This window comes from Nonomuraea sp. NPDC004186, assembly GCF_053603495.1.
On the sequence record NZ_JBSGFQ010000037.1, the window covers coordinates 74137 to 100846 of the forward strand.

The window sequence follows — 26710 nt, forward strand, 5'->3', positions numbered from 1 at the left end:
CGGATGGCCTCACCTACCGGCCGCGACCGGCTCGGCGTCGGGGCTGGCAGCCGGTGCGGCGGCGCTGCGCAGTGGGACCTGGCGGATGAACAGGGCCAGGATGACGCCGACGGCGGTCACCGCCGCGCCCCAGGTGAACAGGGTGGTGATGCCGTCGGTGACGGCTTGCTGGAACAGGTGCCGGGCTGCCTCGGGCAGGGCACGCAGCGCTTGCGGGGTCATCGAGACGGCGGAGGCGGCCACGCCCTGCCCGGCCGGCCCGGCGGCTGCCAGGGAGTCGGCCAGTTGGCTGGTGTAGACGGCGCCGAGCAGGGAGACGCCGAGCGAGCTGCCCATGTTGCGCAGGAAGGTCGACACCCCGGTGCCTGCGCCCATGTCGCGCAGGTCGAGGCTGTTCTGGGCGATGAGGGTGCTGGTCTGCATCAGCGCGCCCATGCCGGCGCCGAGGACCACCATGTAGAGGGCCGTCATCGTGGTGGTGGTGTCGAGGCCCACGGTGGCGAACAGTGCCAGGCCGACGGTGACGAGGATGGAGCCGATGATGGGCAGCGATTTGTAGTGCCCGGTCTTGCTGATCAGTGAGCCACCGGCCAGGCTGACGATCATCGCGGCGATCATCATGGGCATGAGCAGCAGGCCGCTGTTGGTGGCCGAGGAGCCCTGGACGAACTGCTGGAACTGCGGCAGGAAGCCCGTGGCGCCGAACATGGCGAAACCCGAGATGAAGGCGACGGCGCCGGCGAGGGAGAAGTTGCGGCTCTTGAAGACTCGCAGCGGCATGATCGGCTCGGCTGCCCGCCGCTGGACGATCACGAAGGCGACGAACCCGGCCACTGCCAGCGCCGCCAGGCCAAGGATCTGCGGCGAGCTCCAGTCATACTGGGTGCCGCCCCAGCTGGTGATGAGCACCAGTGCGGTGATCCACACTGTCAGCAACGCGGTGCCCCACCAGTCGATCACGGCCTTGCCGGTGCCCTTGGGCAGCTTGGCCAGGGTGATCCAGCACAGGACCAGGGTGACGGCGCCGAGCGGCAGGTTGACGTAGAAGGCCCAGCGCCAGCTCAGGTTGTCGGTGATGAAGCCGCCGATGAGCGGGCCACCGATCATCGCCACCGGCATGGCGGCCATCATCACGCCCTGGTACTTGCTGCGGTCCCGCGGCGGGATCATCTCACCGATGATCGACAGCACGCCGACCATCAGGCCGCCCGCTCCCAGGCCCTGCAGCGCGCGGAAGCCGATCAGCTGCGCCATGTCCTGTGACATCCCGCACAAGACCGAGCCGAGCAGGAAGAGCGCCACGGCGGCGACGAAGACGATACGCCGGCCGTACAGGTCGCCGAGCTTGCCCCAGATCGGCGTGGCCACGGTGGAGGCCAGGACGTAGCCGGTGGTCACCCACGCCAGGTGGTTCAGGCCGCCCAGATCGCCGACGATGGTCGGCAGCGCAGGGGCGACGATCATGTTGTCCAGCATCGCCAGCATCATGGCGATGACCAGGCCGCTCATGGTCACGAGGATTTGGCGGTGGCTGAACCCCAGTCCGGCCTGCTGCCCCGTCACCGGGGGACTCGTCGCGCTGTCTCCTGCCATCATTGCGCTCCCATCGATGCAATAGAACTTACCGGTCGGTCGGCAAGCTTACTTGCTAACCGGCCGGTAAGCAATTGCACGGCTGCCCTCCTCGCCGGCATCTGGCGCGGCACTGGGGTCATTGCCCGCCGAGGTCGCCCATCCGGGCCCGCATGTCGGCTGCGGTGTTCTCGTGCGGGAACGGCTCGTCGGGAACCGGGAGGTCGAGTGCGGCGCACAAGGGCTGCCAGCCGTCGGCCGGCTGCCATTCCAGCAGCCGGTGCGCCGGCACGGTGGCGCGGACCTCAGCGAGGTGCCGCTCGTAGGCCGCGATGACCTTGTCGCGGTCGTGGGGGTCGCCGAACGCGCCGCCGAACAGGGCCCGGATCATCTCCTCCATGGCGCGGGCCTGCTCCGGGGTGCCACCGGCGTCCATCGGCGGCCGCGCGCCGGCGAAGTCGCCGCGCGTCAGGCGGCGCGCCCCTTCCAGCACCGTCCGGTCCATGCTCTGATACCAGCGCTCGGCACTTTCCCGCCGGGACAGCAGCACCAGCGCGTCCGGGAACTCGGCGGACAGTTCCCGCCAGAACCACGACATCGGCCAGTCCACCCCGGCGGCGTATCCTGCGAGGAACCGCTGCCAGTCAGGCATGACACCCGCGCAGGCGTCGCGCCAGACCGCGGCGTCGTCCGGCCGCCCGAACAGGTCCCGCATGTGGTAGCAGGGCGCCCCGAGCAGCCGTTCCAACGCCGCCTTCAGCGACGTCGTCCCCGTACGCGGAAATCCCGCTCCCACAACTCGCAAACTCATGCCAGCCCTTCCTTCCTCGATCACGGCGACCCCAGTCGCCTCCGGCTGGGCCAGGTCATCAAACACCCAAGCTCCGCCCCGGAGGTGGTTGCCTACCGGCCGGTTAGCAAGCTACTTGCCGACCGGCCGGTAAGCAAGTGGGTGTAGACTTTCCGGAGAGCTGAGCCTGGGAGCAAGAAGAGCGATGCCAAAGACGGAACAGGCCACGGCCCCGCGGCGCAAGGGCAGCCAGACGCGGGGTGAGATCCAGCAGGCCGCGCTGTCGCTGTTCACCGAGCGCGGCTACGACGCCACCTCGATGCGCGAGATCGCCGAACAGATCGGCATCACCAAGGCGGCGCTCTACTACCATTTCGACAGCAAAGAGGCGATCATCCTCAGCCTCTTCCAAGACAACATGCGCGCCCTCGACGATCTCCTGGACTGGGCCGCAGGCCAGGCGCTCACCCCGGAGCTGTCCTCCGAATTCCTGGGCCGCTGGATCGCTCTGAGCGGCGGACGGGGACTGCGGGTCATGCGGTTCGCCGCCGCCAACCATGCCACCCTGCGCAAGGTGATGCCACTACGGGACGGTGGCCCGCTGGAACGGATAGGCAGGGCCACACAGCTCCTCCTCGGCCCCGACGCGCCGCTGACCGACCGGCTGCGCGTCCGGATGGCCCTGCTCAGTGTGCACAACGCCGTGCTGGCCGCCCAGGGCACCGAGGCCACGGACGACGACATCCTCGCCATCGCCACGCAAGCTGCGACGCTGCTGGTCGGCGATCTGTTCCCGGCGCCGCGGCTCCCCGTCCCCGAGTAAGCACGCAGGACGTGGCGACCGGTTGTTCGATCTCTGGCGCCACTCCGACGACCCGCACGCCCGCCTGCCTCGCTCTTCGGGCGTGAAGTCGTCGAACAGTGCCGCCGCCGATTGTGATGGTCCGAGCTCACCCGCGCGGGAAGCGCCCGTGCTGCGTGAAGTACTGCCAGGAGACGTTGGTCAACGGCACCCCTACTGCTCGTCCGGTGGTGAATCCTCCGCGGTTCGCAGGTGTGCCGCGTCCTGGTACGCCCGGATCACGGCGGCGATCATGGCGAGCAGCGCGACGGCGGGCGCGACGAGCCAGCCGATCTCCCCGGAGACGTACCAGGCGGGAATCAGCTGCGCGGCAGCCAGGTAGACCCAGAAGCCGGGCGTTCCGGGGACTCTCAAAACCGGCTCTCCCATACGTACCAGGGACCCCGGATATGCGTGTATCCGGTGTGGGACTCGTCCGGCGGCTCACCGCCGGGGCTCCACGCGAAGCCATAGCGGTCGAGGAACCCGGTGTCGCTCACCAGGAAACGAGCCCCGCCCTCGATCCGCTCGATCGACGTCAACGGGTAGAGCCCCGCCCATTGGTCGTCGTGCCCGCCGGCCTCGTCCCCCGAGGCGACCGTCCGGGCGAGCTGCTCCAGGCTCGCCTCCGAGAACGCGAACCGGGCGGCGAAAGGCCGGTCGGTATACACCAGGCCGACCACGGCCACCCCGATGACCGGCGCGCACGCCCAGCGCAGCCAGTGCCGTCGCAGCCCGGCGCGACCGTCCGAACGCAGCAGGCCCACCAGGAACCGGGCGGTCCAGACGACGACCGTGGCGAGCCCCAGCAGCAAGCCCGTCAACACCAGCGGGAAGGGACCGCCGCCCGGCAGGCTCCAGTGGTTCAGGATGATCAGCGCGAGCAGGACGACCAGGGGAAGCAGCACCTTGCCAGGCGGACCGATCAGGATCCGGGTGAGCTCCGGTAACGGAGGTTGCGCGGTGGCATCGTCGGACACGCCGCGAGCGTATCGCGGCGTGCCCGCTACAACGTGGGAGAAGCTACTGGCCCGGGTGGAAACGCACAGCCTGGGCGAGTCCGCCGCCAGGCGCCAGGCGCCCGACCTTTGACCGGTGCATAGGACCAAAGACCCAGTGCCGTCGTCCTCGCGAAGGAGCCGCCGGTCCATACCTGCGCCCGATTCACAGTCGTCCGGAGGCCGTTGAAGATCAGAGCATGCGAAGACTCACCGCATTGTTGTTAGGACTCATCTCGCCGCTCGCCTTACTCACGCCGGTCTCGGCCGCCACCACGCGGGCCACGCAGCCACGGGACACGATCTCGTGGGCGCCGTGTCCGGAAGAGCCGGCCGTCGAGTGCGGAACGCTCACCGTGCCCATCGACTGGAACCAGCCGTCGAGCGGCACGTTCGAGGTGGGTGTCGCCCGCCGCAAGGCCACCGATCCCGCGGCCAGGATCGGCGCGCTCGTGCTGGGAGCGGGCGGCCCCGGAGGATCCGGGGTGAGGCTGGTCTTCGGCAGCCCGTACACGTTCAGTCCCGAGATCCTGCGCCGCTTCGACATCGTCGGCCTCGACCCGCGAGGCACCAACCGCAGCCACCCCGTGGTCTGCTCCACGGACGTGATGATGCAGGCCCCGGATCCGCTCCTGAAGAGCCAGGCCGACTTCGACAGGATGCTGGCCTACAACGACCGCCTGCGTGCCGACTGCCGGGCCCGTACCGGCCCGCTCTTCGACCACGTCGACTCGCTCAGCACCGCGGCCGACCTCGACGCCTTCCGCGCCGCGCTCGGCGAGGAGAAGCTGACCTTCTGGGGCGGCTCCTACGGCACCCTCCTCGGCCAGTTGTACGCCGAGCGTTACCCGTCGCGGGTCCGCGCCTTCGTGCTCGACAGCACGATGGACCACAGCCTGGGCACGCGGGGTTTCATGGACACGGAGACCTGGGGCGCGCAGGACGCCTTCAACGAGTTCGTGGCCTGGTGCGACCGCGACAGCCGGTGCGTCCAGCACGGCAAGGACGTCAGATCGATCTGGAAGGGGCTGCTGGAGCGCGCCGACCGCGGCGAACTGCCCGTCCCGGGAGAGCCGGACACCAAGGTGACCGCGTTCATGCTGATCCGCGAGGCCCTGGGCGCCTTCTACGATCCGGCCAACTGGCAGCCACTCTCCCAGCTGCTCGCCGATCTGGAGGCCGGTGAGACCCCGCGCCCGGGCGCGTTCCCCTTGGCGATCGACCGGACGCAGGAGGTCAGCCCCAACCCGTTCCAGGTCTTCTGCCTGGACTTCCGGCTGCCCGTACGCGACTACCGGGAGTTCAGCAAGCACCTGCGCCGCCTGGCGAAGATCGCGCCCGACATGCGTTACAGCCCGCTGGCGATCGGTCCGGTCATCTCGTGCCTCGGCCAGCCGGACCCGATCCCCAACCCGCAGCACCGCCTGAAGGTGCGGACGAACACGCCGCTGCTGGTCCTCAACTCCCTGCACGACCCGGCCACCGTCTATCCGTGGTCGCTCAGCACGACCCAGCAGCTGGGCCGGTCGGGCCGGCTGCTCACGTACGAGGGTTGGGGTCACATCGCCTACGGGCGTGGAGCCTGCACCACGGGGGCCGTCGACACCTACCTGATCGCGCGGACCCTCCCGGCGCCGGGGACCCGTTGCCCGGCTGTCCCACCTGCCGAGGTCCAGACGCTCAGGGAGCCCGTCTCCCCGCTGCCCGGAACGCCTGGCTGGATGGGCCTCTTCAAATGATCTTCGGGTGATCTCGTGATGAGGGGTGGCTCGTGCGCGTACGAGCCACCCCGCTGTCGACTGTCACGCAGAGCAGGGGAACGCCGATGGGGAACCGCCGGCGGCGGCTGAGCACTATTGGTCGGCGACCTGGTGGTACGAAAGCTCGTAGAGGTGCCCGCCTTTGATCAGGATCGAAATCTCCACCGGTCGCTGGAAGTCGCTGTAGATGACCCGGAACTGCCGGAAAACCGGTACATCGGCCGACAGGTCCAGGCCCTCTACTTCGTTCACGGTGGGTTGCCGGACAGAGATGCGATCATCGAAATACCGCTCGGGAAACCCAAGGCCCGCCAGGACCCGCGGTGCGCCACCGCGGATCTTCTTGCGGCTTGCCAGGGGACTCCCAGCAGCGATGTCCACGGGATAGAACGACCACGAGAGCTCAACGGGCTCGCCGTCATGCAGCAACAGCCGATGACGCATGATGACGCTGCCACCGGGAGACATCGCGAATGCCGCGGCGACATCGTTGGGCGGCTCCACCTCGCCGACGTCGAGCAGTTCGTAGCTGTAGCCACGCGGGCCCGGGGACTTGTACGGGGTGGCTTCGACAACGAATTGCCGTCCCTCTCGGACGAACACCCCTTTACCAGCATGGCCGCGTACGAATCCCTCGTCCTTCAGTGATTGAAGGGCTCGTTGAATCGTCGCGTTGGCCGCCTCGAAACGCGCGACCATCTGGGGTGTCGAAGGAAGTTGCTCGCCCGGCTTCAGTGCGCCGGACATGATCTCGGCTCGCAGCTCCGCGGCGATCTGCTGATGACGAGGACGTGGGTCCGGGCGCCTTGCCAAGGGTCAGATCTCCTCGTTAATGATCATTCTGTAGCGTAGCTCACGCCCGTCGGCGACCATCGTCATGACGGTGGCCTCGATCGGCATTCCAGTGTCCGTGCGCAACACTCTAGTGAGGACCATCACCCAGTCTTCCGGGTGGATATCAAGCGCATCCTGTTCAGGCTTGGTCGAAGGACGGGCCGTTACCGACTCCTCAGCGCTATGGGGCCGGTAACCCAGTTCGGCCAGCGCGGTGAGGGCCCCACCTGGAATCTTGCGCTCTTCGGCCAGCCGCGTGCCGCGGGCGATCGACGCCGGATAATAGGAGTCGGCCAACTCCGTCGGCCGGTCGTCGAGGAGCACCAGCCTCCGCCGGATGACCGCCGCCCCCTCGGGACCGAGGTCGAGCGCATCAGCCACTTCGCGGGGAGGGCTCGCCTCTTCCACGGCTCGCAGACGGTTCGTACCGACGTGACCATGCGCGGCCGCTTCCTCCGTCCAGGCATCCGCTTCGCCCGGCCGCCGCGGCCTTACGTAAGGGGTGGAGACGCTGGCCCAGCCTGGGTCTGGCATGTGCTCCTCCATCGAGACGAAAAGGACCACCAGCACGCCACTATCCGGTTCGTACGTGGCGCCTGGATCAAAGCGTACTCAGGTCAGCGTCAACTCTACCTTGTCGCCTTTCGGGAATGGCATTAAGGTTGTCCTGGGCGACCAAGGCTTGGATCCCAGGGACGGGCACGGTTTCAGCACTGAACGGCCCCTGATCAGGAATCGAGGTCCACGCAGTGATGGCTTGTCTTTACCGCACCGGCAGGCAGGCGACCGGAAGGGTGGGGCGATGACGGGCACCGAGCAGGACGGCGTCGTTCCTCCGGTGGGTCAGAACATGCGTCAGGTCGTCGCGCAGGCGGCGCTCCTACAGGACTGGGCAGGTCGCCAGCTTTCGACCTTGAGAAGCACCTATCCAGCATGGGACATCGGACGCGAGCGTGATGTGTCCGGTCAGATGTGGTGGACCGCCAGGCTGCGCCAGCAGCTCAGCCTCGACATGGTGGCGGCTGGGGTGCTGCAGACCGTCCGGCAGCCGGACGCCATTGCGCTCGCGGCAGCACTGGCCTGGCAGACGGCCTTCTTGCAATACGCCCGGGCCCGCGTCGCACCACGGTGAGCATGCTGGTCCGAGGAGTCCAAAGCCAAAGATCCAGCCTTGCGCAAGGAAGCCATCTCGCGGCCTCATAGGTCCGGCAAGAAGAGATCCGAACGGACTCTATGGGTCTGAGCCCGGACGCCATGAGCCGGCGCGGCGGTGCTTCCCTTCGACCGGTCCCACCGCCGCGCCACAAGATCTCCCGCAGTCCTCCGGAGTTGCTGCCGGAGGCCCCGCCTGTCCGGGTCGGGCGGGGCCACTCTTCTGCCGCCGCGTGACGGGCATAGCCTGCGGAATCGCACCTTTGGCGTCGACGAACCGCGCTCGGGCGACAGGGCGGCCTTGGGCGATAGCGCGGCCGAAGGCCGCCGGAGGGAGGGCAGCCCGAGCGTCAGCGAGGACCGCTCGGGGTGGGCTCCAGGAGGCCCACCCGGTAACCGGGCAACGGGCGGGCGATGGCGCCGCGAGGCGCGGGGGTTGCGCCGCCAGGCGCCCAAATGAGGACGCCTGAGCCCCGAGCGCGAAGCGCTCCCCGCGAAGACCTTTGGCCCGGGGCGGGGTCCAGCAGGCCCACCCGGTGACCGGGCAACGGGTGGGTGGAGCCGCGCGACCTACAGCGTGGGGAGGAAGCCGACCTTGTCACGAACTTCGGCCATGGTCTGCTTGGCCACCGCCGCGGCGCGCTCGGCGCCGATGGCGAGCAGGCGGTCGAGCTCGGCCTCGTCCGACAGCAGCTTCTCCGTGCGCTCCCTGATGGGCGTGAACGTGTCCGCCACCGCCTCCGCCACGTCCTTCTTGAACGTGCCGTAGCCCTGCCCCTCGTAGCGGGCCACGAGGTCGGGGATGGGGGTGCCGGTCAGGGCCGACTGGATGCGGAGCAGGTTGGAGATGCCCGGCTTGTTCTCCTCGTCGAACAGCACCTCCGAGCCCGTGTCCGTGACCGCCCGCATGACCTTCTTGCGCAGCGGGCCGGGCTGCTCCAGGACGTCGAGGATGCCGGCGGGGCTCGAGGAGGACTTCGACATCTTCGCCGTGGGGTCCTGGAGGTCGGTGATCTTCTCGACCTCCTTGAGGATGTACGGCTCGGGCAGCGTGAACGTGTCGCCGAAGCGGTGGTTGAAGCGCTGGCCCAGGTCGCGGGTGAGCTCCAGGTGCTGCTTCTGGTCGGCGCCCACCGGGACCCGGTTGGCCTGGTAGAGCAGGATGTCGGCGGCCTGCAGGATCGGGTAGGTGAAGAGGCCGACGCTGGCCGCGCTCTCCCCGAACTTGGCCGACTTGTCCTTGAACTGGGTCATCCGGCCCGCCTCGCCCATGCCGGTGAGGCAGATCAGGATCCAGGCGAGCTCGGTGTGCTCACGTACGTGCGACTGCACGAAGACCGTGGACTGCTCCGGGTCGAGGCCCGCGGCGAAGAGCTGGGCGGCGGCGACGCGAGTGCGGCGGCGCAGCGCGGCGGGCTCGGTCGGCACGGTGATCGCGTGGAGATCGACCACGCAGTAGAAGGCGTCGTGGGTCTCCTGCAGAGCAACCCACTGGCGGACGGCACCCAGGTAGTTGCCCAGGTGGAAGGAGTCCGCTGTGGGCTGGATGCCGGAGAGTACACGAGGTCTGGCCATAGCACGCAATTGTGTCAGGAATCTTGCTCGGGCGGCGACTCGACCGCCGGGCCGCGTTTCACTCTCACCCTGGCGATACGGCGCCCGTCCAGCTCTGTGACAGTCATCTCAAAACCCGATATTTCCACCTTTTCCCCCACGACCGGCACATGCCCCAGCATCGCCATGACAAATCCGGCAAGCGTCTCATAAGGGCCGTCCGGCAATCGGATGCCGGTCTCGGTGGCGAAGTCGTTGAGGTTCGTGAGGCCGTCGATCTCGATCTCACCGGCGGGCAGGACCACGACGTCCTCCTCCTCGTCGTACTCGTCCCTGATGTCCCCGATCAGTTCCTCGACCAGGTCCTCCAGGGTCACGATGCCCGCCGTGCCGCCGTACTCGTCCACCACGATCGCCAGGTGCTGGCCCTCGTCGCGCATCTCGTTCAACGTGCTGAGCAGCCGCTTCGAGGCAGGCACGAACTTGGCCGCGCGGATCGGCACCACCGCGCTGATCGGCTCGGTCCGCCCGTTGAGCTCGGGGTCCAGCAGGTCCCGTACGTGTACGAACCCGATGACCTCGTCGTACGTCTCCCGATAGACGGGGAAGCGCGAGTGCGGCAGCCCCGCCGCGAGGCGGGCCGCCTCGTCCAGCGGCGTCTCGGCGTCCATGAACTCGACCTCGGTACGCGGCAGCATCACCTCCCTGAGCTGCCGTTTCCCGGCCGCGAACACCTCGGCGATCAGCTTGCGCTCGTCGGCGGTGAGGTCGGTGTGCCCGACCACCATGTCACGCAGTTCCTCGGTGGTGACCTCTTCGCGGTCGGCCTCCGGATTGCCCCCGAGCAGCCGGACCACGAGGTCGGTGGACTTCGACAACATCCAGATGATCGGCCGCGACAGGGACGCGATCCGGTCGAGGAACGGCGCCACGTACAACGACAGCCCCTCGGCCCGCTGCAGCGCCAGGCGCTTGGGCGCCAGCTCGCCGAGCACGAGCGACACGTACGAGATCGCCAGCGTCACCAGCACGAGGCCGAGCACGGGGGCCACGGCCTTGGGCACCTGCCACTGCTCCAGCACGGGCACGAGCTGCGCGGCCAGCCGGTCGGCGCCGAACGCGGCCGACAGCATGGTGGCGACGGTGACGCCGATCTGGACGGCGGACAGGAAGCGGTTGGGGTCATGGGCGAGTTTGGCCACCCGCTCGCCGCGGCGGCCCCGCTGGGAGAGCTTGCGGACCTGGCTTTCCCGGAGGGAGACCATGGCGATTTCGGCGGCGGCGAAGAACCCCCCGATCAGGATGAACACCAGAACCAGGGCGATGTTGGCCGCGAGGGTGTCAAACATGGTGGTTGGCAGCGTACTCGGCGGCCTTCGCGCGTATGCTGGGCGGCGAGCCGTACAAAATCCAACATATTTGAACAGGAGTACACATGAGACTATTGGTCACCGGGGGTGCCGGATACGTCGGCAGTGTCGTGGCGGCGCAGCTCATCGAGGCAGGGCACGAGGTGACCGTACTCGACGACCTGTCAACCGGGCATCAGGACGCGGTGCCGGAAGGTGCCCGATTTGTCCAAAAAAGCATCACCGAGGCACAGGACGTGCTCGACGGCATGGACGCGGTGCTGCACTTCGCGGCCAAGTCGCTGGTGGGCGAGTCGGTGGAGAAGCCGGGCCTCTACTGGGCGCACAACCTCGGCGGCACGCTGGCCCTGCTCGACGCCATGCGGGACAAGGGCGTGAGCAGGATCGTGTTCTCCTCGACCGCGGCCACGTACGGGGAGCCCGAGCGCTCCCCCATCGAGGAGGACGACCCCACGCGCCCGACCAACCCCTACGGCGCCTCCAAGCTGGCCGTCGACACCGCACTGAGCGCGTTCGCGGCGATCCGCGGGCTGGGCGCGGTGAGCCTGCGCTACTTCAACGTGGCCGGCGCCTACGGCCGCTACCGCGAGCGGCACACGATCGAGACCCACCTCATCCCGAACGTCCTGAAGGTCGCGACCGGCGAACGCGAGTCCGTGAGCGTCTTCGGCACCGACTACCCGACGCCCGACGGCACCTGCGTGCGCGACTACGTTCACGTGTCCGACCTGTCGCGGGCGCATCTGCTGGCGTTGGACGCCGTCACGCCGGGCGAGCACAAGATCTACAACCTGGGCAGCGGCACCGGCTTCACCGTCCAGGAGGTGATCTCGGTCTGCCGCGAGGTCACCGGGCACGAGATCCCGGCCGTGGTCGCGGACCGGCGCCCCGGCGATCCCGCCGTGCTGGTCGCCTCGTCCGCCAGGATCCAGCGGGAGCTCGGCTGGAAGGCCGAACGACCCGCGCTGCGTGACATCGTTTCTGACGCGTGGGACGCGCTTTCCGCAAATGCGTGATGCGGCACCGGAAAATGTGCTGTGATACCGAAATGTGAGGAACTTTTCACCAAGGGTCACGAAGCTGCTCTTCGGTGTCCTCATCGTGACGGGTAGTCTCCTGGCCGCCGCCGGCGTGATCTTCGCCACCCCGCCGGCCGTCCCCGCCGTGCAGCCCGTGTTCTGTCCGCCCTGAAGCCCCCCGCCTCGCGCGGGGGGCCGGGCCGGTCGTCAGATGAGGCCGAGCTCCTTGACCGCGTCGCGCTCCTCCACCAGCTCGCGCACGCTGGCGTCGATCCGGTCGCGGGAGAACGCGTCGATCTCGAGCCCCTGGATGATCTCGAACTTGCCGTTCGCCGCACGCACGGGGAACGACGAGATGAGCCCCTCGGGCACGCCGTAGGAGCCGTCGGAGACGACGGCCGCGGAGGTCCACTCGGTGCCGTTGACCCAGTCGTAGACGTGGTCGATCGCCGCGTTGGCGGCCGAGGCGGCCGAGGAGGCGCCGCGGGCCTCGATGATGGCGGCGCCGCGCTTGGCCACCGTCGGGATGAACGTCTCGCGCAGCCACTCGCCGTCGACCTGCTCGGCCGCGATCTTGCCGCCCACCTCGGCGTGGAACAGGTCGGGGTACTGCGTCGCGGAGTGGTTGCCCCAGATCGTCATCTTCTTGATCTCGGTGACCGGCACCTGGAGCTTGGCGGCCAGCTGGGACAGCGCGCGGTTGTGGTCGAGCCGGGTCATCGCGGTGAAGCGGTCGGCGGGCACGTCGGGCGCGTTCTGCTGGGCGATGAGCGCGTTGGTGTTGGCCGGGTTGCCCACGACCAGGACCTTGATGTCGTCGGCGGCGTGGTCGTTGATCGCCTTGCCCTGGGGGCCGAAGATGCCGCCGTTGGCGCCGAGCAGGTCGCCGCGCTCCATGCCGGCCTTGCGCGGCATGGCGCCGACCAGCAGCGCGACGTTGGCCCCGGCGAAGGCGACGTTGGGGTCATCGGTGATCTCGATGCCGGACAGCAGCGGGAACGCGCAGTCGTCGAGCTCCATCGCGGTGCCCTCGGCCGCCTTCACCGCCGCCGGGATCTCCAGCAGGCTGAGCTTGACCGGGACGTCGGCGCCGAGCAGCTGCCCCGACGCGATGCGGAACAGCAGTGCGTAACCGATCTGACCGGCGGCTCCGGTGACGGTTACCTTGACGGGCCCGTTGGCTGACGACGCCATGGCCTTCCCCTCACTCGCAGGATATTCGTTGACTTTGGGATGCTACCTGCTCGTCATCCACAGCTTTCCATCGCGGGCACCTTCAGCTCCGGATCGAATTCGACCTTGGCGAAGTACTTGCTCAGAAGCTGCTTCATGAAGCCCGTGCGATAGAGGTCGGCGATGACCGCCTTCACCGCCTTGCAGGTCTTCACGTCGCCGTTCTTGATGCCGACGGCGTACCGCTCGTTGTTGAGCTTGGCGCCGACGATCTTGTAGCGCATGTTCTCGCGGGCGGCGAACCCGGCCAGGATCAGGTCGTCGCCGGGGATCGCGTCCACCTTGCCGTCGCGGAGCAGCTGCATGCAGACGGCGTAGTCGCCGGCCGAGACCGGCTCGACCTTCACCTTCTGCTGCACCTCGCCGACGGACGGGCTGTCGGGCGCGCAGAGCTTCTTGCCCTCAAGGTCGTCCACGGAGTCGATGCCGCTGCCCGCGCGTACGAGGACGTCGTGGTGCGCCACGTAGTACGGCCCCGCGAACTGGGTCTCGGACCGGTCGACGGAGTAGGTGGCCACGACCAGGTCGACGCTGCCTTCGGCCAGCGCGTCGGCCCGGTCGCCCCTGCTGACCTTGACGAGCGCGGTGTCCTTCGCTCCTAACTCGGCGGCGATGCGCTTGGCGACCTCGACGTCGAAGCCCTGGAAGTCGTCGCCGTCCTGCAGCGCGACGCCGGGCAGGTCGCCCTTGACGCCGATCACGATCTTCCCGGTCTGCGCCACTTTGTCGACCACGGTGGCGAACGCGGTCGAGGGAGCCTTCTGCTCGGCCGTCTCCGTGGGCTCGGGCCCCTCGCGGAACGCGAGCGGCCAGCCGCCGTTCATCGCGAGCGCGATGGCGGCGGCGGCGAGCAGGACGACGGCGGTGCCCACCGCGAACCACACCCTCGCGCGGCGCGACCGCCCTGGGAGGGAGGGCTCGGTCACCGGGTACGGCACCCTGTCCCCCTCCGGCGGCACCGTCGCGGGAGGCGCAGCCGTGGCGGAAGGCGCAGCCGCAGGCGGTGCCGTCGCGGACGGGGCCGTCGCGGGTTGCGGCCGGGGCAGGTCCGTGATCGACCCCGCCGACACCCTGTTGAACGGCGTCGTGTCGTCGCTGGCCACCTGCACGCCCCGGGTGAGCACCGCAGTGGACGCCCCCACCGTGGACGGCTGCCCGAGCAGCCGCAGCAGGATCTGGTCGGCGGACGGCCGGTCGGCCGGGGACTTGGACAGCGCGGAGCTCACCACGCCGCGCAGCGGCTCCGGCATCATGCCGACGTCGACCTCGTGGTTGAGGATCCGGTTGAGCACCACGGCGATGGACTTGCCCTCGAACGCGGGCGTCCCCGTGGCCGCGAACGCGATGGTGGCGCCCCAGGAGAACACGTCCGTGTAGGGCCCGACGTCGTCGCCCGCGATCTGCTCGGGCGCCATGTAGGCGGGGGTGCCGATGGCCCGGCTGGTGATCGTGCCGGTGGAGTCGATGATCCGGGCGATGCCGAAGTCCACCACGCGCGGCCCGTCGGCGGCGATCAGCACGTTGTCGGGCTTGAAGTCCCGGTGGACGATCGAGGCGTGGTGGATCGCGGTGAGCGCGGTCGCCGTGCCGATGGCCAGCCGGTCGAGCACCGTGCCGGTGAGCGGCCCGTCGGTCTCGATGATGTCCCTGAGCGCCCGGCCGTCGATGTACTCGCTGGCGATGTACGGCGTGTTGCCGTCGAGATCAGCCTCCATCACCCTGGCCGTGCAGAACGACGCCACCCGCTTGGCCGCCTTCAGCTCCCTGGCGAAGCGCGACCTGGCGATCGTGTCACCGGTGAACTTGACGTGCAGCAGCTTGATGGCCGCCTGCTCCCCGTTGTCGTTGACGCCCAGGTAAACGATGCCCTGACCGCCTTCCCCGATCCGTCCGGACAGCCGGAAGGACCCCAGCTGTGTGGGATCGCCGGCGACCAGCGGCGAGATTTGCGGCATTCGTCATCCCCACGTGTGCTAACCCCAACGACGCAAACTTTACGACGTTCAGCAACTCCTCAGGGATCCGTTAAGCGTTCGTGACGTCACGGTTTTACCGGCGTGGAGTTGCGCGCGCGGGCCGTCGAGGGGAGGCTCGGGATCATGGAGCGCCCCTACGACATCGTACTTTTCGGAGCGAGCGGCTTCACCGGCGCGCTCACGGCCGCCTACCTCGCGCAGGCCGCCGGACCCGGCACACGGTGGGCGCTGGCCGGGCGCGACCGCGCCAAGCTGGAGCGGCTGGGGCTCGACGTACCGATCCTGCTCGCCGACGCCACGGACCCCGCCTCTGTGGCCGCGCTCGCCCGTCAGACGCGCGTCCTGGCCACGACGGTCGGCCCTTATGTGGCGTACGGAGAGCCGCTGGTGGCCGCGTGCGCCGACGCCGGCACCCATTACCTGGATCTGACGGGCGAGCCCGAGTTCGTGGACCTGGTCTACGTGCGCTACCACGACCGGGCGGCCAGGAGCGGCGCCAAGCTCGTGCACGCCTGCGGCTTCGACTCCATCCCGTACGACCTGGGCGTGCTCCACACCGTCACCCACCTCCCCGAGGGCGTCCCGCTCAGGGTGAGCGGCTTCCTGCGGGCGAGGATGGCCCCGTCGGGCGGCACCCTGGCCACGATGATGTCCATCCTCGGCCGCGCCCGCCAGACGGTCCAGCAGGGCACGCAGCGCCGCTCCGCCGAGCCCCGGCCCAGCGGCCGCAGGGTGAGCTCGCTGCCCGGCGGCGTCCGCTACGTGGGCGGCTGGGCGCTCCCGATGCCGAGCCTCGACCCGTTCGTGGTCGGCTACTCGGCCCGCCTCCTCGACCGCTACGGCCCCGACTTCACCTACCGCCAGCACTACGCCGTCCGCACCCTTCCCGAGGCCCTGGCCACCGTGACGGCCGCCGGCGCCTTCGCCGCACTCGCCCAGATCCCGCCCGTACGCGGCTGGATCCAGGACCGGCTGAAGCCCGGCGAGGGCCCGTCGGCCGAGCGCCGCGCCCGGAACTGGTTCAAGGTCACGTTCCTGGGCGAGGGCGGGGGCGAGCGCGTGGTCACGGAGGTCGCGGGCGGGGACCCGGGCTACGGCGCGACGGCCAGGATGTTCGCGGAGTCGGCCCTCTGCCTCGCCTTCGACGACCTCCCGGACCGCGCCGGCCAGCTCACGACGGCCTCGGCCATGGGCCGGCCGCTCATCGACCGCCTGCGCGCGGCGGACATCTCCTTCGTCAGGAAGCGTTGACGCGGCAAGCGGACTCGACCGAGAGGGTGTGCCAGGGTTCCTCGGACTGCGCCTCGGCAGTGGTGCGGCCCCACCACTGCTCCACCTCCACCACGAGGGGGACGTCCTCCGACAGGGCGGCCCGGCAGTCGGTGACACCGAGGACGAGGGCCAGCGTCATCCGCGTGCGGGGCGGGATCGAGCGGGGAAAGGCGCCGCTACCGTCGAGGGTCACCGATCGGAGCGCGAGACCGGCCGAACGCACGCCCACCGCCGTGACCGTCGTGGGCAGCCAGCCTTCGTTGACGACCTCCAGGCCGATCAGGCGCACCCAGACTTCATCGGAAATCACTCGAGCCCCCTTTTTGGCGATTCCGCATTCTGCTACTTTTCCGGGCGTGGCGAAAGACGACTCTTGTTGCTGACCGGCTTTCTGGTCTTCCTGTTATTGGTGATACCGATGGTCGCCGCGGCCGCCAACTCACCCCTGCACCGCGTGGAGGCGGACCGATTCGGACACCGCCAAATGGTGGACGTCACCGCGTTCAACGGCCCTCACATACTGCGATATCTCCAGGTGACGCGGCGATACCGGTGGATGGGCACCAGCGCGGGACTGGCCACGGGTGTTTTCAGCGCATCATCCGGATCAATGTTTCTGGCTCCTTACTTCGTGCTGATCGGCTGGCTCCTCGGAGTCATGGCCGGTGAAATCGCATTCGGCCGCCCGCGGGGCCCAATTCGGCGCGCGCCAGGAATACGGCTCGTCCCGCCGCAGCTCACCGCGACCTGGCTGATCTGCGCCGCCCTCTCCTGCGGAGTCGCCTTCAGCACGGTCGAACGGTCCCTCTCCGCGGAGACCACCGTCGGCCGTCGACTCGGCGCCGCGGCCGCGCTTGCCGTGGTGGCCGGCGTCCAGTTCATGGTCAGCGGCCTGTACCGGCGGGCGCTGCTCCCAGGGCCGGCTGACCTCGTGGGCGGGGAACTGGCCACGCGGTCCCATGCCGCCCGCTCAAGGCGCTCCCCGTGCGACAGAAGGGCGGCACGGTCAGCGAGATGTTCGGCGCCCAGATCCCGCTGTTCTCCCTCGACGGCCGCCACCTGCTCATCCAGCGCGACCACCTGGACAAGGACGACGAGACCGTGCTGGAGAACCCGATGATCGTGGACCTCGGCACCGGCGCCGTCCGTCACCTGCCCGCCGTCGGGCAGGTCGTCGGCTGGACGTCCGCGGGGCTCATGACCATGACGACCCGTCGCACGAACAGCCTGCCCGGGCACACCACGTCGGCCTCGTTCACCGTCTGGTCGGCCAAGGGCAAGGTGGTCGGACGCTTCACGCTGCCCGGCAACCTGGCGGCTGGCGCCATGCCGTCGCCGTCCGGGCGCGCGACGGCCACACTCGCCCGCGAGATCACGCCGGACGGCGTCGTCGGGCACGGCATCGTGCTCACCGACACGTCAACCGGCAGGCCGGCGCGGACCGTCGCGCCGGGGCTGCCGGCGGGCTGGCAGGCCACGAGCGTCCTGCGCTGGGACGGCGAGGACGCCGTCGTCGTGCGGACCTCCGGACCTCGTGCCGAGATGGCGTACCACGTCGTGGACCTCGCCACCGGGGCGGCGCGGCGACTCGACGTACGCATGAGTGACGTGGCCGACCTTTTCCTGCAGCCCGCCGAACTGGGAGTGGCCCTCGGGAAGGTCCGTCAGTAGGGCAGCCCCCACTTGGAGAAGGTCTTGCGCAGGTACGGGTTCTTGAACTTCGGATACGCCACGGTCCGCACGTCCCCGTCCGAGGTGTAGCGCATGTCCGGGTTGTTCTTGAGCCAGTCCAGCCACGCCTCCGAGCAGAACTGCTTGCAGTCGCCCTTCTTCTCCATGACCTTGATCCGCGGGATCCCCGGCGGTTCGAACGCCTTGCTGAACGGCGCCGGCGCGGGCGTGTAACCGGCCAGGAACGCGCCCAGGTGGTTGTAGGCCTTGCCGTGCATGGCCCACTCCTTGGTGCTCGGCTGGTTGCCGTACGGCAGGGCGATCGTGGTGGGGTGGACGCCGGAGAGGGAGGCGATCTGCTGGGCGATCGTGCTGATCTGCTCGTCGACCTCCTGGTGCGAGCGTCCGCGCAGGTTGATGTGGTCGCGGGTGTGGTTGCCGATCTCGAAACCGTTGTCCTTGAGCCAGCCCAGCATCTGGGCCTGCTCCTCGCGTACGGTCTTGCCGAACATGTCGCGGGTCACGTAGAAGGTGGCCTTCGCCGGGAAGCCCGGGTTCTTGGCCGCCACGTCCTTGAGGATGGCGACGGCGGTGTTCGGGGCGGGGACGCCTACCTCGTTGAGCGTCAGCTGCGACGGCGACGAGTCGTCGAAGGTCAGCACCACCGGGTGCTTGCCCGCCGGAATGTCGATCTTCCCGGCCACCATCTCGGCGGCGGTGATCGGCACGTACCCCTCCCTGGCCAGCCGCTCCAGATCCGCGCGGAACTGCTGCGGCGTCCTGTCGTCCGTCGAGCCCGGTTTGTCGATCACCCGGTGGAACATCAGCACCGGGATCTGCCCCAGCTCGTTCGCCTTGACCTCGGCGGCGCGCTTGGCCTTGGCAGCCTGGGTCGCCTTGAGCTTGGCGGCGGCGTCGACCTTGGTGTCGGCCATCTTGACGGTGGTGGGCTGCGAGTCGCAGCCGCTCAGGAGGGCGGCGGCGGCCAACAGCCCCACTCCACTGAAAATACGCAGTCGCATCCGAACCCCCCGAGACGCGCACGACTGTTACGAGGTGGCTCTTACCCAGCTGATCAACTGCGCCACGCCGCGTCACTGTCAAGAGATGGTCTGGGAAGCGGACAAGCGAAAGGGCCGCCCGCGGGCGGCCCCTCAACCAGGATGGCGCAGGCCAGAAATGACGTTGACCTGGACCGCAGCCATCGCGTTGTGCGTGCTCGGACGAAGCCGGGGCACTCGCCTACCCGCCACGGCTCGAGCGCGAGCCGTGGCTCATGACGTGGCCATCCAGTGATGTGGCTAGGCCGGTTACCCGCGTCCCCTCCGCACCGCGACCGAGTGATCGGCCTGGGCGGGCTCGTAATCGGTGTCTTCCCATCGGACCGTGTACGCGTAACGGCCCGCCGCGTCCGGCGTGTCGGTGAAACCGAACAACCCATCGCCGCCAGGAGTCACCGCCGGCAGCGTGGTGGTAGTGACGGTGCCGTCGCCACCCGTCAAGGTACGCTGCACGCTGATCGAGATCCCGCCCGGGATGGTCCCGCTGTTGGTGTCCAGTACACCCTTGAGCTGTAGCGGCTCGCCGACGACACCCTTCGCGGGTCCGATCAAAGTCAGTGAGGCGGCGAACCGGGTCCACGTGAACGCCGAGGCCGCGCTCCCCCGGAACACCGAATCGCCGTCCCAGCGCACGTCGTACGTGGTCCCTCCATAAGCCGATGGGATGTCGGTGATGGTGAATGTGCCGTCCGCCGCTGTGGTTACACCGGGGAGGCTCACCGGGGTTCCGTATTGCGGGCGCCTGGTTACGACAAGGGGCTGCGGACCTGGAGCCGACTCGTCGGCCAGCGTGAGCCGACCGGTCATGGTGAGCGGCTTCGAGATGACCGAGTCACCGGGCGTCGTCAATGTCAACGTGGACGCCTTGAGGGTCGCGCCCTGCGAGCGCCACAGATGGATCTTGCCGTCGCGCCACTCTCGCAGCACGCCGAAGAGATCGGCACCCGAGAAGGTCAGGCTTCCCCCGACCAGGTCGCCGAGGGGGCCGGTGTTCGTGTAAGTCTTCGCCGCCGTCGCCGTGTCGAACACGGCGATGTCCATGCTGCCACCGCTTCGCCCGCCCGCGACGTGCGCGCCGTCCGCACTGATCGCGACACCTAATGCGTAGCCGTCGAACGACGGCTCCTGACCGTAGGTGCGGACCTTCGCGAGACTGCCCGTGTCCCAGGCGTCGTAATGGTACGGGCTGCCGAACGACGAGATAACCATGGACCCGTCCGGTGTGATGGCCAGATCGTTCACGAAGGACAGGTCCTGCACCCTACCGTCGATCACGCCGCGCTGGGTGGGCGTGGGGCTGCTCACGTCGTACACCAGCAGATCTGTCGGTGCGACGCCAGGGTCGCCGAAAACCAGCGTGTCACCAGCGGCGGCGACGATCGGTGCGCTGTTCATATTGGGCCCGAACGCTACCGGCTCCGCTGTCGCCGCTGACAGGTCAAGGCCGAGGACTCCGCCGCCATAGGTGTGCGGGCATCCGTAGCCGACCCACAGCCGGTCACTCGCCAGGGACAAATTCGACGGGCACGGGTATGCGGTCAGAGCGATCCGCCGGGTGATGTCGAGGGAGGCAGTGTTGATCTCGGCCACCTCGTTCGAGCCGCTCAGTGCCGCGTACAGGCGAGTGCCATCCGGACTCGCGGCGAGGCCGAGCGCACCGGACAGACCCGTGATCGTGCCCGTGAGCTTGCCGGTGGTATCCGCGACGACGATGCGGTCCTCCGCGGAGACGAAGACCTTCCCTCCGCCCACGGCCACGTCACCGCTCTTGGAGGTGACGCCCAGGGACACGTTGAGGTACGTCGTGGAGTCCGCCGGCGAGGCGGCGGCGGCAGGCAAGGCGACCAGGCCGACTGTCATGGCCAGGACACCGCTCAGGGTCGTCGACCACCGGGCGAGCCGGGTGAGCGCCGGACTAACCGCATGACGGCGTTCGAGGCGTAAAGGGCGCACTCAAGTCTCCGATCAGGAGCAGGGGGAAAGAGCGAAACGCCCCTGATCAAGCCAGAGAAAAACGCCACCGTCAAGATCCACGATCAAACGCCCATCATCGTGGCGCCGAACGCTGCTGCCGCGTTCACATCCGCGGCGGCGACGGCCTGTATGCCGGCAGCGCTCCCCTCACCAAGGTTGTCGAGCGGTACGACTAATTAGTACCCCTACACGTTCACGGCCGATGCCGCTGGGGCTGCTTCCTCAAGCGGAAAGATCAAGCAAGAAGACCCAGGAATGCGAAAGGGCCGCCACGTGGGCGGCCCTCCCGAAAAGAACGATCAAGCCATCTTCTTCTTGAGGTTCTCGTCCAGTGCGCCCAGGAAGTCCTGGGTGGTGAGCCACTTGGCGTCGCCGCCGACCAGGAGCGCCAGGTCCTTGGTCATCTGGCCGCCCTCAACGGTCTCGACGCAGACCTCTTCCAGCTTGTTGGCGAAGTCGGTCACGGCGGGAGTGTTGTCGAGCTTGCCCCGGTGGGCCAGGCCGCGCGTCCACGCGAAGATCGAGGCGATGGGGTTGGTGGAGGTGGGGTTGCCCTTCTGGTGCTCGCGGTAGTGGCGAGTCACGGTGCCGTGCGCGGCCTCGGCCTCGACGGTCCTGCCGTCGGGGGTCATCAGGACCGAGGTCATCAGGCCGAGGGAGCCGAAGCCCTGCGCCACAGTGTCGGACTGCACGTCGCCGTCGTAGTTCTTCGCGGCCCAGACGTAGCCGCCCTCCCACTTCATCGCCGCGGCGACCATGTCGTCGATGAGGCGGTGCTCGTACGTGAGACCGGCCTTCTCGAAGTCGGCCTTGAACTCGCTCTCGTAGACCTCGGCGAAGATGTCCTTGAAGCGGCCGTCGTATGCCTTGAGGATCGTGTTCTTCGTCGACAGGTAGACCGGGTAGTTGCGGGCCAGGCCGTAGCGCATCGAGGCGCGGGCGAAGTCGCGGATCGACTCGTCCAGGTTGTACATCGCCAGCGCGACGCCGCTGCCGGGGAAGTCGTACACGTCGAGCTCGATCGGCTCGGAGCCGTCCTTCGGCGTGTACGTCAGGGTCAGCGTGCCCTCGCCGGGGATCTTCAGGTCGGTGGCGCGGTACTGGTCACCGAAGGCGTGACGGCCGACGACGATCGGCTTGGTCCAGCCGGGGACGAGGCGCGGCACGTTCGACATGATGATCGGCTCGCGGAAGATCACGCCGCCGAGGATGTTGCGGATGGTCCCGTTGGGGGACTTCCACATCTTCTTGAGACCGAACTCCTCGACCCGCGCCTCGTCCGGGGTGATGGTGGCGCATTTCACACCGACGCCGTACTTCTTGATGGCGTTCGCGGCGTCGATGGTGACCTGGTCGTCCGTCTCGTCCCGGTACTGGATGCCGAGGTCGTAGTACTTCAGGTCGACGTCGAGGTAGGGAAGGATCAGCTGGTCCTTGATGAACTGCCAGATGATCCGGGTCATCTCGTCGCCGTCAAGCTCGACGACAGGACCCTCCACCTTGATCTTGGGCATGCGAATGGTTCCCCTTCAATGTTTTGATGCGTTGAGGCTATCGGACCGTCCGGTCATCAGGCGAAAAGGGACAGTATCAACGCTTTGAGCTCGTTGTTGTAGAGCAGGAGCGAGGTCAGGACCAGCACGAACCCGAACCCGGCCAGCGTGATGACGTCAACCTTCTTGCTGCGGATGGACAGCTGCCCACCGTAACCGGCGAAGCGGAGGGCGGCGGCGATCATGATGACGGCGCCCAGCGCGAACCCGCCCCAGCGCGGGTTCACGAAAAAGATCACGAGTACGCCGACGACCGCACCCGCCAGAATCAGCGGGTACGGCCCCCAGCTCTCACGCTTGGTCCCGTGGCTCAACGTTCCTCTAGTGGCTTCCACTTCTGATCGGTCTCACCGATGTACTCACTGTCAGGCCGGATCAGCCTATTGTCTGCATGCTGCTCTATGACATGGGCAGTCCAGCCAGACATTCGGCTGATCGAGAAGACCGGCGTGAAGAGGTCCGTCGGGATCCCGAGATAGTGGTAGACCGAAGCCGCGTAGAAGTCGACGTTGGGGTAGAGGCCCTTCGTCTCGAAGACGACCTCCTCCATCTCCTTGGACATCCGGTAGTAGGTGTCGTCGCCGCTGGCCTCGGCCAGCTCGGCGGACATCTTGCGCAGATGGGTCGCGCGCGGGTCCTCGGTCTTGTAGACGCGGTGCCCGAAGCCCATGATCTTCTCGTGGGCCGCCAGCTTGTCACGTACGACCTGGGCCACCTGGCCCGGAGGGATCGACTCCAGCAGCTTCATGACCTGCTCGTTCGCCCCGCCGTGCAGCGGGCCCTTGAGGGTGCCGATGGCGGCGACGATCGCGGAGTGCATGTCCGAGAGGGTCGCGGCGCAGACGCGGGCGGCGAACGTGGAGGCGTTCATGGTGTGGTCGGCGTGCAGCACCAGGCACTCGTCGAAGATCTCGACCGCCCGGGGGTCGGGGACGCGGCCGGTGACCTCGTGCAGGAAGTTCGCGGCGATGCTGAGCGACGGGTCGGGCTCGGGAACGCTTCCGCCGGTGCGGGCGGCGTGGTAGCGGGCGACCAGCAGCGGTTGCTGCGCGGTCAGCCGGGCCGCCTTGCGCAGGTTGGCGTCGGGGGAGATGGAGTCCTTGTCCGCGTCGTCGGCGCCGGCCAGCGAGACCAGGCTGCGCAGCGCCTCCATCGGTTTCTGCTTCTCGGCGATCTCGGCGATGTTCGCGGAAGCCAGGGCGCCCAGCTCCCGGCCCTGCGCCAGCTCGTCGACGTACGCGTCGAGCTCGGACCGGTTGGGCAGCTTGCCACGCTGAAGCAGGTGTGCGGTCTCCTCGAACGTCGCGCGACCGGCCAGGTCGTGGATGTCGTATCCACGGTAGAAGAGCCGGCCGGCCTTTCCGTCAATGTCGCTCAGCGCTGTGGACGCGGCAACGACATCGGCCAGGCCTTTCGTGGGCTTGTCCGCCATGAGTGTTTCCTCCGCTTATCTTCGTCCGAAGTCTACCCGTGAGCAGGCAAAACCGGCCTCAAAGGTCCAGACCAATTTCACGCCGGATTCTCCTTTCGGCAAAGGCGATTCCGCATCCCCTCGTTTGGGTAAGCCGGAGCTGTAGTAATAGTTACGGCGGGCTACCTGGGGAGGAACTGCCGTGCCCAGGTGGAGGCGTGCCGTTCATACGCTGCCTCACAAGGGGAGGAACCGCCAGTGGAGGGGCCGTTCATACGCATCGAGGACACTGGCGAGGTGGTCCCGTTGCGCCCCGAGATCACGACGGTCGGGAGAGGCCGGGGGGTCGACATCCGGCTCACCGATCCCAGTGTGTCTCGACTCCATGCCGAGTTCGTCAGACGAGGACCCTACCTGTACGTCGTCGACCTGGGGCTGTCCAGGAACGGCACGCGGGTGAACGGCAGGCCGATCGCCCGGAGGGTCCTTGACGACGGCGACGTGGTCTCCTTCGGCGCGGCGCGGGGTCGCATCGGTGGAGTCCCCCGAGAGGACTTCACCCCGGAGGTCGAGCTGCGCAGGGCGGCGGCGCCCGAGCTGACCAGGCGCGAGGTCGACGTGCTGACCTCGCTCTGCAGGCCGGCGCTGTCGGACGAGGCGTTCGTCGCCCCGGCGACCGCGCGCGAGATCGCCGACGACCTGGTCGTGACCGAGGCCGCGGTCAAGCAGCATCTGCTGCGGCTCTACCAGAAGTTCAGGATCCCCGAGGGCACCAACCGGCGCACGCGCCTGGCCAATGAGGTCGTCGCGCTCGGTCTGGTCCGTCCGACCCCCGTGGTGCCACCACAGCGGTCGACGGGCACCCCCGCCGAGCAGCCGTCGGCGGCTGGGCGAAGGGCTTCTTGACGACGGTTCTTGGGGCCTGATCGCGACCGGGGCTTCGGCGAGGGGTTCCGGCAGCGTCGGAACCTGAGCGTCAGCGTGCCCGCGACCCACGGGAAACGGGCACGTCGCCGGCCAGGAAACCGGCCGGCGACGCTTATCGGCGAAGCATGCGCTCAGATCACCCTGAAGCCGTTGCTCGGCTTGCTGGTCCGGTTGGCCCGGTCCACCGCGACCACGTAGTAGTGGTCGCCGCGCTTCCCGTCGGCGTCCGTCCAGCGGACCTGCCGGTCGCCGGGCACGACCGCGACCAGGTTGCGGGCGTCGGCGAAGTCGCGCGAGGACGCATGCTGGCCGAAGCGGAAGATCGCGAACTGGAACGGCTCGTCCCTGCCGGTGGCCACCGCGCGCACCTCGACCCCGCCGGGCTTGCGCAGCGCGTACGCCAGGACCGGCCTGTGCGGCGGCTCGCCGTTGGCCAGCCGGGGCAGCACGGGAGCCAGCGCGGGCCGCTGATAGTGGTCGTTGACGGCGGTCGTGATGGAGCCGATCCGGTCGACCTTGACGTCGTTGGCGTTGTACCAGATGTCGCCGCTGATCTCGGGGTGGTCCCGGTTGAGCGTCAGGTGCGCGGACAGCTCGCCGGGGGCCTGCCACTGGGCCGCCTGGGCCGGGTCGCCCGCCTTGTAGGCGGCCTGGCCGATCCACAGCAGCGTGTTGGTGCCGCTCGCCACGTCGGACCACCAGGGCACGAGCTTGGTGTAGTCGGCCGGCGGCTGCCCCATGTACCAGTAGAGCTGCGGCGCGATGTAGTCGAGCCAGCCCTTCTTGACCCAGCCGCGGGTGTCGGCGTGCAGGCTGTCGTACGACTGGCCGCCGTTGGTGTCCGAGCCGAGCGGGTCGGAGGCCTTGTTGCGCCAGATGCCGGACGGGCTGATCCCCCACGCGATCTCCGGCTTGGCCGCCAGGACGCGCTGCTGCATCTCCTGGACCATCAGGTCGACGTTGTTGCGCCGCCAGGTGGCCAGGTCGGGGAAGCCGGCGCCGTACTTGGCGAACGTGGCGCTGTCGTCGAAAGCCGTGGTGTTCGTGGGGTAGAAGTAGTCGTCGAAGTGCAGGCCGTCGATGTCGTAGCGGGTGATCGCGTCCATCATCGCGTCCTGGCAGAACTTCCGTACCTCCGGCAGGCCCGGGTTGTAGTACAGCTTGCCGCCGAACGGCAGGATCCAGTCGGGGTGCTTGCGCCCGGGGTGGTCGGGGTGCAGCTTGGCGGGGTCGGGCTGCATCGAGACGCGGTACGGGTTGAACCAGGCGTGGAAGGCCAGCCCGCGCTTGTGCGTCTCCTCCACGGCGAAGCCGAGCGGATCATAGCCGGGGTCCTGACCTTGGGTTCCGGTCAGATACTGTGACCAGGGCTCGAACGGTGACGGCCAGAACGCGTCCGCGGTCGGCCTGATCTGCACGAACACCGAGTTGAGCTTGCGCTGCACGGCCACGTCCAGCCAGGCGACGAACTCGGCCTTCTGCTCGTCGGCGGTCAGCCCTGGCTTCGACGGCCAGTTGATGTTGACCACCGAGGCGATCCACATACCGCGCATCTGACGCAACGGCGGCACGTAGTCCTGCGCCAGGGCAGGCATCGGAACGGCGGTGGCGGCGGCAGCGAGGGCGAGGCCCTTCAAGAGAGTCCGTCTGCTCGGCATGGGGGGTGGCCTCTCGGAAAGTGGTTGTATCGAAGGCGACGATGACAGAAAATTACCTTCAGATCAACAACCGTGAAGGAAAGT

The 26710-nt window shown here is 68.3% G+C and carries 24 protein-coding genes; 7 read left to right on the forward strand and 17 right to left on the reverse strand.

Features of this window, described 5'->3' with window-relative positions; translation table 11 throughout:
- Nucleotides 1–9 precede the first annotated feature (9 nt).
- On the reverse strand, nt 10–1509 hold the full coding sequence (locus ACWEPL_RS28305; protein ID WP_452437928.1) for an MDR family MFS transporter: 1500 nt from the start codon (nt 1507–1509) through the stop codon (nt 10–12).
- 202 nt (nt 1510–1711) lie between these two features.
- Nucleotides 1712–2383, reverse strand: a complete 672-nt coding sequence (locus ACWEPL_RS28310; RefSeq protein ID WP_452437929.1) for a sulfotransferase family protein — start codon at nt 2381–2383, stop codon at nt 1712–1714.
- Nucleotides 2384–2567: 184 nt separating this feature from the next.
- Between ACWEPL_RS28310 and ACWEPL_RS28315 the strand changes: the two genes are divergently transcribed.
- The gene (locus ACWEPL_RS28315) at nt 2568–3185 is read left to right on the forward strand and encodes a TetR/AcrR family transcriptional regulator (RefSeq protein ID WP_452437930.1); all 618 of its coding nucleotides are present in this window, start codon (nt 2568–2570) and stop codon (nt 3183–3185) included.
- Nucleotides 3186–3377: 192 nt separating this feature from the next.
- Here ACWEPL_RS28315 and ACWEPL_RS28320 read toward each other — a convergent pair whose 3' ends face one another.
- Both ACWEPL_RS28320 and ACWEPL_RS28325 read right to left on the reverse strand, forming a co-directional pair.
- Complete coding sequence (locus tag ACWEPL_RS28320; RefSeq protein ID WP_363962311.1) at nt 3378–3578, reverse strand: hypothetical protein; 201 nt, start codon at nt 3576–3578, stop codon at nt 3378–3380.
- The gene (locus ACWEPL_RS28325; RefSeq protein WP_452437931.1) at nt 3575–4183 is read right to left on the reverse strand and encodes a hypothetical protein; all 609 of its coding nucleotides are present in this window, start codon (nt 4181–4183) and stop codon (nt 3575–3577) included. Before ACWEPL_RS28325 ends, ACWEPL_RS28320 begins: the two co-directional genes overlap by 4 nt.
- Before the next feature lie 218 nt (nt 4184–4401).
- Between ACWEPL_RS28325 and ACWEPL_RS28330 the strand changes: the two genes are divergently transcribed.
- Nucleotides 4402–5940: an alpha/beta fold hydrolase gene (locus ACWEPL_RS28330; RefSeq protein ID WP_452437932.1), complete on the forward strand. Its 1539-nt coding sequence runs from the start codon at nt 4402–4404 to the stop codon at nt 5938–5940.
- Nucleotides 5941–6054: 114 nt separating this feature from the next.
- Here the strand turns inward: ACWEPL_RS28330 and ACWEPL_RS28335 are convergent, their stop codons facing one another.
- Nucleotides 6055–6774, reverse strand: coding sequence for a GntR family transcriptional regulator (locus ACWEPL_RS28335; protein WP_452437933.1), 720 nt, complete (start codon nt 6772–6774; stop codon nt 6055–6057).
- Between the two features lie 3 nt (nt 6775–6777).
- The gene (locus ACWEPL_RS28340; RefSeq protein ID WP_363962307.1) at nt 6778–7365 is read right to left on the reverse strand and encodes a GntR family transcriptional regulator; all 588 of its coding nucleotides are present in this window, start codon (nt 7363–7365) and stop codon (nt 6778–6780) included.
- 232 nt (nt 7366–7597) lie between these two features.
- On the opposite strand from ACWEPL_RS28340, the gene ACWEPL_RS28345 reads away from it, so the two are divergent.
- The gene (locus ACWEPL_RS28345) at nt 7598–7927 is read left to right on the forward strand and encodes a hypothetical protein (protein ID WP_452437934.1); all 330 of its coding nucleotides are present in this window, start codon (nt 7598–7600) and stop codon (nt 7925–7927) included.
- Between the two features lie 590 nt (nt 7928–8517).
- Here ACWEPL_RS28345 and trpS read toward each other — a convergent pair.
- Entirely contained in the window at nt 8518–9522 is a 1005-nt protein-coding gene (trpS, locus tag ACWEPL_RS28350; protein WP_350731256.1) for a tryptophan--tRNA ligase, read from the reverse strand.
- A gap of 14 nt (nt 9523–9536) precedes the next feature.
- Nucleotides 9537–10850: a hemolysin family protein gene (locus tag ACWEPL_RS28355; protein ID WP_452437935.1), complete on the reverse strand. Its 1314-nt coding sequence runs from the start codon at nt 10848–10850 to the stop codon at nt 9537–9539.
- Between the two features lie 86 nt (nt 10851–10936).
- Here ACWEPL_RS28355 and galE point away from each other — a divergent pair, with 86 nt between their 5' ends.
- Nucleotides 10937–11887 (forward strand): UDP-glucose 4-epimerase GalE, encoded by a 951-nt coding sequence (gene galE / locus ACWEPL_RS28360; RefSeq protein ID WP_452437936.1) that lies wholly within the window; start codon nt 10937–10939, stop codon nt 11885–11887.
- Nucleotides 11888–12097: 210 nt separating this feature from the next.
- Here galE and ACWEPL_RS28365 read toward each other — a convergent pair whose 3' ends face one another.
- Together ACWEPL_RS28365 and ACWEPL_RS28370 are read right to left on the reverse strand one after the other, a co-directional pair.
- The gene (locus ACWEPL_RS28365) at nt 12098–13084 is read right to left on the reverse strand and encodes a malate dehydrogenase (protein WP_452437937.1); all 987 of its coding nucleotides are present in this window, start codon (nt 13082–13084) and stop codon (nt 12098–12100) included.
- Nucleotides 13085–13137: 53 nt separating this feature from the next.
- Nucleotides 13138–15078 (reverse strand): serine/threonine-protein kinase, encoded by a 1941-nt coding sequence (locus ACWEPL_RS28370; protein WP_363962302.1) that lies wholly within the window; start codon nt 15076–15078, stop codon nt 13138–13140.
- Nucleotides 15079–15222: 144 nt separating this feature from the next.
- Here ACWEPL_RS28370 and ACWEPL_RS28375 point away from each other — a divergent pair, with 144 nt between their 5' ends.
- The gene (locus tag ACWEPL_RS28375) at nt 15223–16350 is read left to right on the forward strand and encodes a saccharopine dehydrogenase family protein (RefSeq protein WP_363963089.1); all 1128 of its coding nucleotides are present in this window, start codon (nt 15223–15225) and stop codon (nt 16348–16350) included.
- Here ACWEPL_RS28375 and ACWEPL_RS28380 read toward each other — a convergent pair.
- Nucleotides 16337–16681, reverse strand: a complete 345-nt coding sequence (locus ACWEPL_RS28380; protein ID WP_452437938.1) for a hypothetical protein — start codon at nt 16679–16681, stop codon at nt 16337–16339. The genes ACWEPL_RS28375 and ACWEPL_RS28380 overlap by 14 nt on opposite strands.
- Before the next feature lie 674 nt (nt 16682–17355).
- Between ACWEPL_RS28380 and ACWEPL_RS28385 the strand changes: the two genes are divergently transcribed.
- Nucleotides 17356–18042, forward strand: coding sequence for a hypothetical protein (locus ACWEPL_RS28385; RefSeq protein WP_452437939.1), 687 nt, complete (start codon nt 17356–17358; stop codon nt 18040–18042).
- Here ACWEPL_RS28385 and ACWEPL_RS28390 read toward each other — a convergent pair.
- The 5 genes from ACWEPL_RS28390 to ACWEPL_RS28410 form a co-directional block, all read right to left on the reverse strand.
- On the reverse strand, nt 18036–19040 hold the full coding sequence (locus ACWEPL_RS28390; RefSeq protein ID WP_363962299.1) for a polysaccharide deacetylase family protein: 1005 nt from the start codon (nt 19038–19040) through the stop codon (nt 18036–18038). The genes ACWEPL_RS28385 and ACWEPL_RS28390 overlap by 7 nt on opposite strands.
- 312 nt (nt 19041–19352) lie before the next feature.
- Entirely contained in the window at nt 19353–20963 is a 1611-nt protein-coding gene (locus ACWEPL_RS28395; protein WP_452437940.1) for a hypothetical protein, read from the reverse strand.
- A 413-nt stretch (nt 20964–21376) separates the two neighbouring features.
- Complete coding sequence (locus ACWEPL_RS28400; RefSeq protein ID WP_452437941.1) at nt 21377–22591, reverse strand: NADP-dependent isocitrate dehydrogenase; 1215 nt, start codon at nt 22589–22591, stop codon at nt 21377–21379.
- A 56-nt stretch (nt 22592–22647) separates the two neighbouring features.
- A complete protein-coding gene (locus tag ACWEPL_RS28405) occupies nt 22648–22944 on the reverse strand; it encodes a DUF3017 domain-containing protein (protein ID WP_350731236.1) in 297 nt (98 codons plus the stop codon).
- Complete coding sequence (locus tag ACWEPL_RS28410) at nt 22941–24062, reverse strand: citrate/2-methylcitrate synthase (protein WP_452437942.1); 1122 nt, start codon at nt 24060–24062, stop codon at nt 22941–22943. The genes ACWEPL_RS28405 and ACWEPL_RS28410 overlap by 4 nt, the downstream gene beginning before the upstream one ends.
- A 237-nt stretch (nt 24063–24299) precedes the next feature.
- Here ACWEPL_RS28410 and ACWEPL_RS28415 point away from each other — a divergent pair, with 237 nt between their 5' ends.
- Entirely contained in the window at nt 24300–24947 is a 648-nt protein-coding gene (locus ACWEPL_RS28415; RefSeq protein WP_192790024.1) for an FHA domain-containing protein, read from the forward strand.
- A 152-nt stretch (nt 24948–25099) separates the two neighbouring features.
- Here the strand turns inward: ACWEPL_RS28415 and ACWEPL_RS28420 are convergent, their stop codons facing one another.
- The gene (locus ACWEPL_RS28420) at nt 25100–26563 is read right to left on the reverse strand and encodes a glycoside hydrolase family 10 protein (protein ID WP_363962297.1); all 1464 of its coding nucleotides are present in this window, start codon (nt 26561–26563) and stop codon (nt 25100–25102) included.
- Nucleotides 26564–26710: the final 147 nt, after the last annotated feature.

Excerpts from the sequence above, each read along its gene's own strand:
- ACWEPL_RS28400 (WP_452437941.1), bottom strand. The coding sequence starts at position 22,591 with ATGCCCAAGATCAAGGTGGAGGGTCCTGTCGTCGAGCTTGACGGCGAC.
- ACWEPL_RS28330 (WP_452437932.1), top strand. The coding sequence starts at position 4,402 with ATGCGAAGACTCACCGCATTGTTGTTAGGACTCATCTCGCCGCTCGCC.
- trpS (WP_350731256.1), bottom strand. The coding sequence starts at position 9,522 with ATGGCCAGACCTCGTGTACTCTCCGGCATCCAGCCCACAGCGGACTCC.
- ACWEPL_RS28310 (WP_452437929.1), bottom strand. The coding sequence starts at position 2,383 with ATGAGTTTGCGAGTTGTGGGAGCGGGATTTCCGCGTACGGGGACGACG.
- ACWEPL_RS28355 (WP_452437935.1), bottom strand. The coding sequence starts at position 10,850 with ATGTTTGACACCCTCGCGGCCAACATCGCCCTGGTTCTGGTGTTCATC.
- ACWEPL_RS28375 (WP_363963089.1), top strand. The coding sequence starts at position 15,223 with ATGGAGCGCCCCTACGACATCGTACTTTTCGGAGCGAGCGGCTTCACC.
- galE (WP_452437936.1), top strand. The coding sequence starts at position 10,937 with ATGAGACTATTGGTCACCGGGGGTGCCGGATACGTCGGCAGTGTCGTG.
- ACWEPL_RS28410 (WP_452437942.1), bottom strand. The coding sequence starts at position 24,062 with ATGGCGGACAAGCCCACGAAAGGCCTGGCCGATGTCGTTGCCGCGTCC.
- ACWEPL_RS28315 (WP_452437930.1), top strand. The coding sequence starts at position 2,568 with ATGCCAAAGACGGAACAGGCCACGGCCCCGCGGCGCAAGGGCAGCCAG.
- ACWEPL_RS28395 (WP_452437940.1), bottom strand. The coding sequence starts at position 20,963 with ATGACAGTCGGCCTGGTCGCCTTGCCTGCCGCCGCCGCCTCGCCGGCG.
- ACWEPL_RS28365 (WP_452437937.1), bottom strand. The coding sequence starts at position 13,084 with ATGGCGTCGTCAGCCAACGGGCCCGTCAAGGTAACCGTCACCGGAGCC.
- ACWEPL_RS28305 (WP_452437928.1), bottom strand. The coding sequence starts at position 1,509 with ATGAGCGGCCTGGTCATCGCCATGATGCTGGCGATGCTGGACAACATG.
- ACWEPL_RS28420 (WP_363962297.1), bottom strand. The coding sequence starts at position 26,563 with ATGCCTGCCCTGGCGCAGGACTACGTGCCGCCGTTGCGTCAGATGCGC.
- ACWEPL_RS28345 (WP_452437934.1), top strand. The coding sequence starts at position 7,598 with ATGACGGGCACCGAGCAGGACGGCGTCGTTCCTCCGGTGGGTCAGAAC.
- ACWEPL_RS28370 (WP_363962302.1), bottom strand. The coding sequence starts at position 15,078 with ATGCCGCAAATCTCGCCGCTGGTCGCCGGCGATCCCACACAGCTGGGG.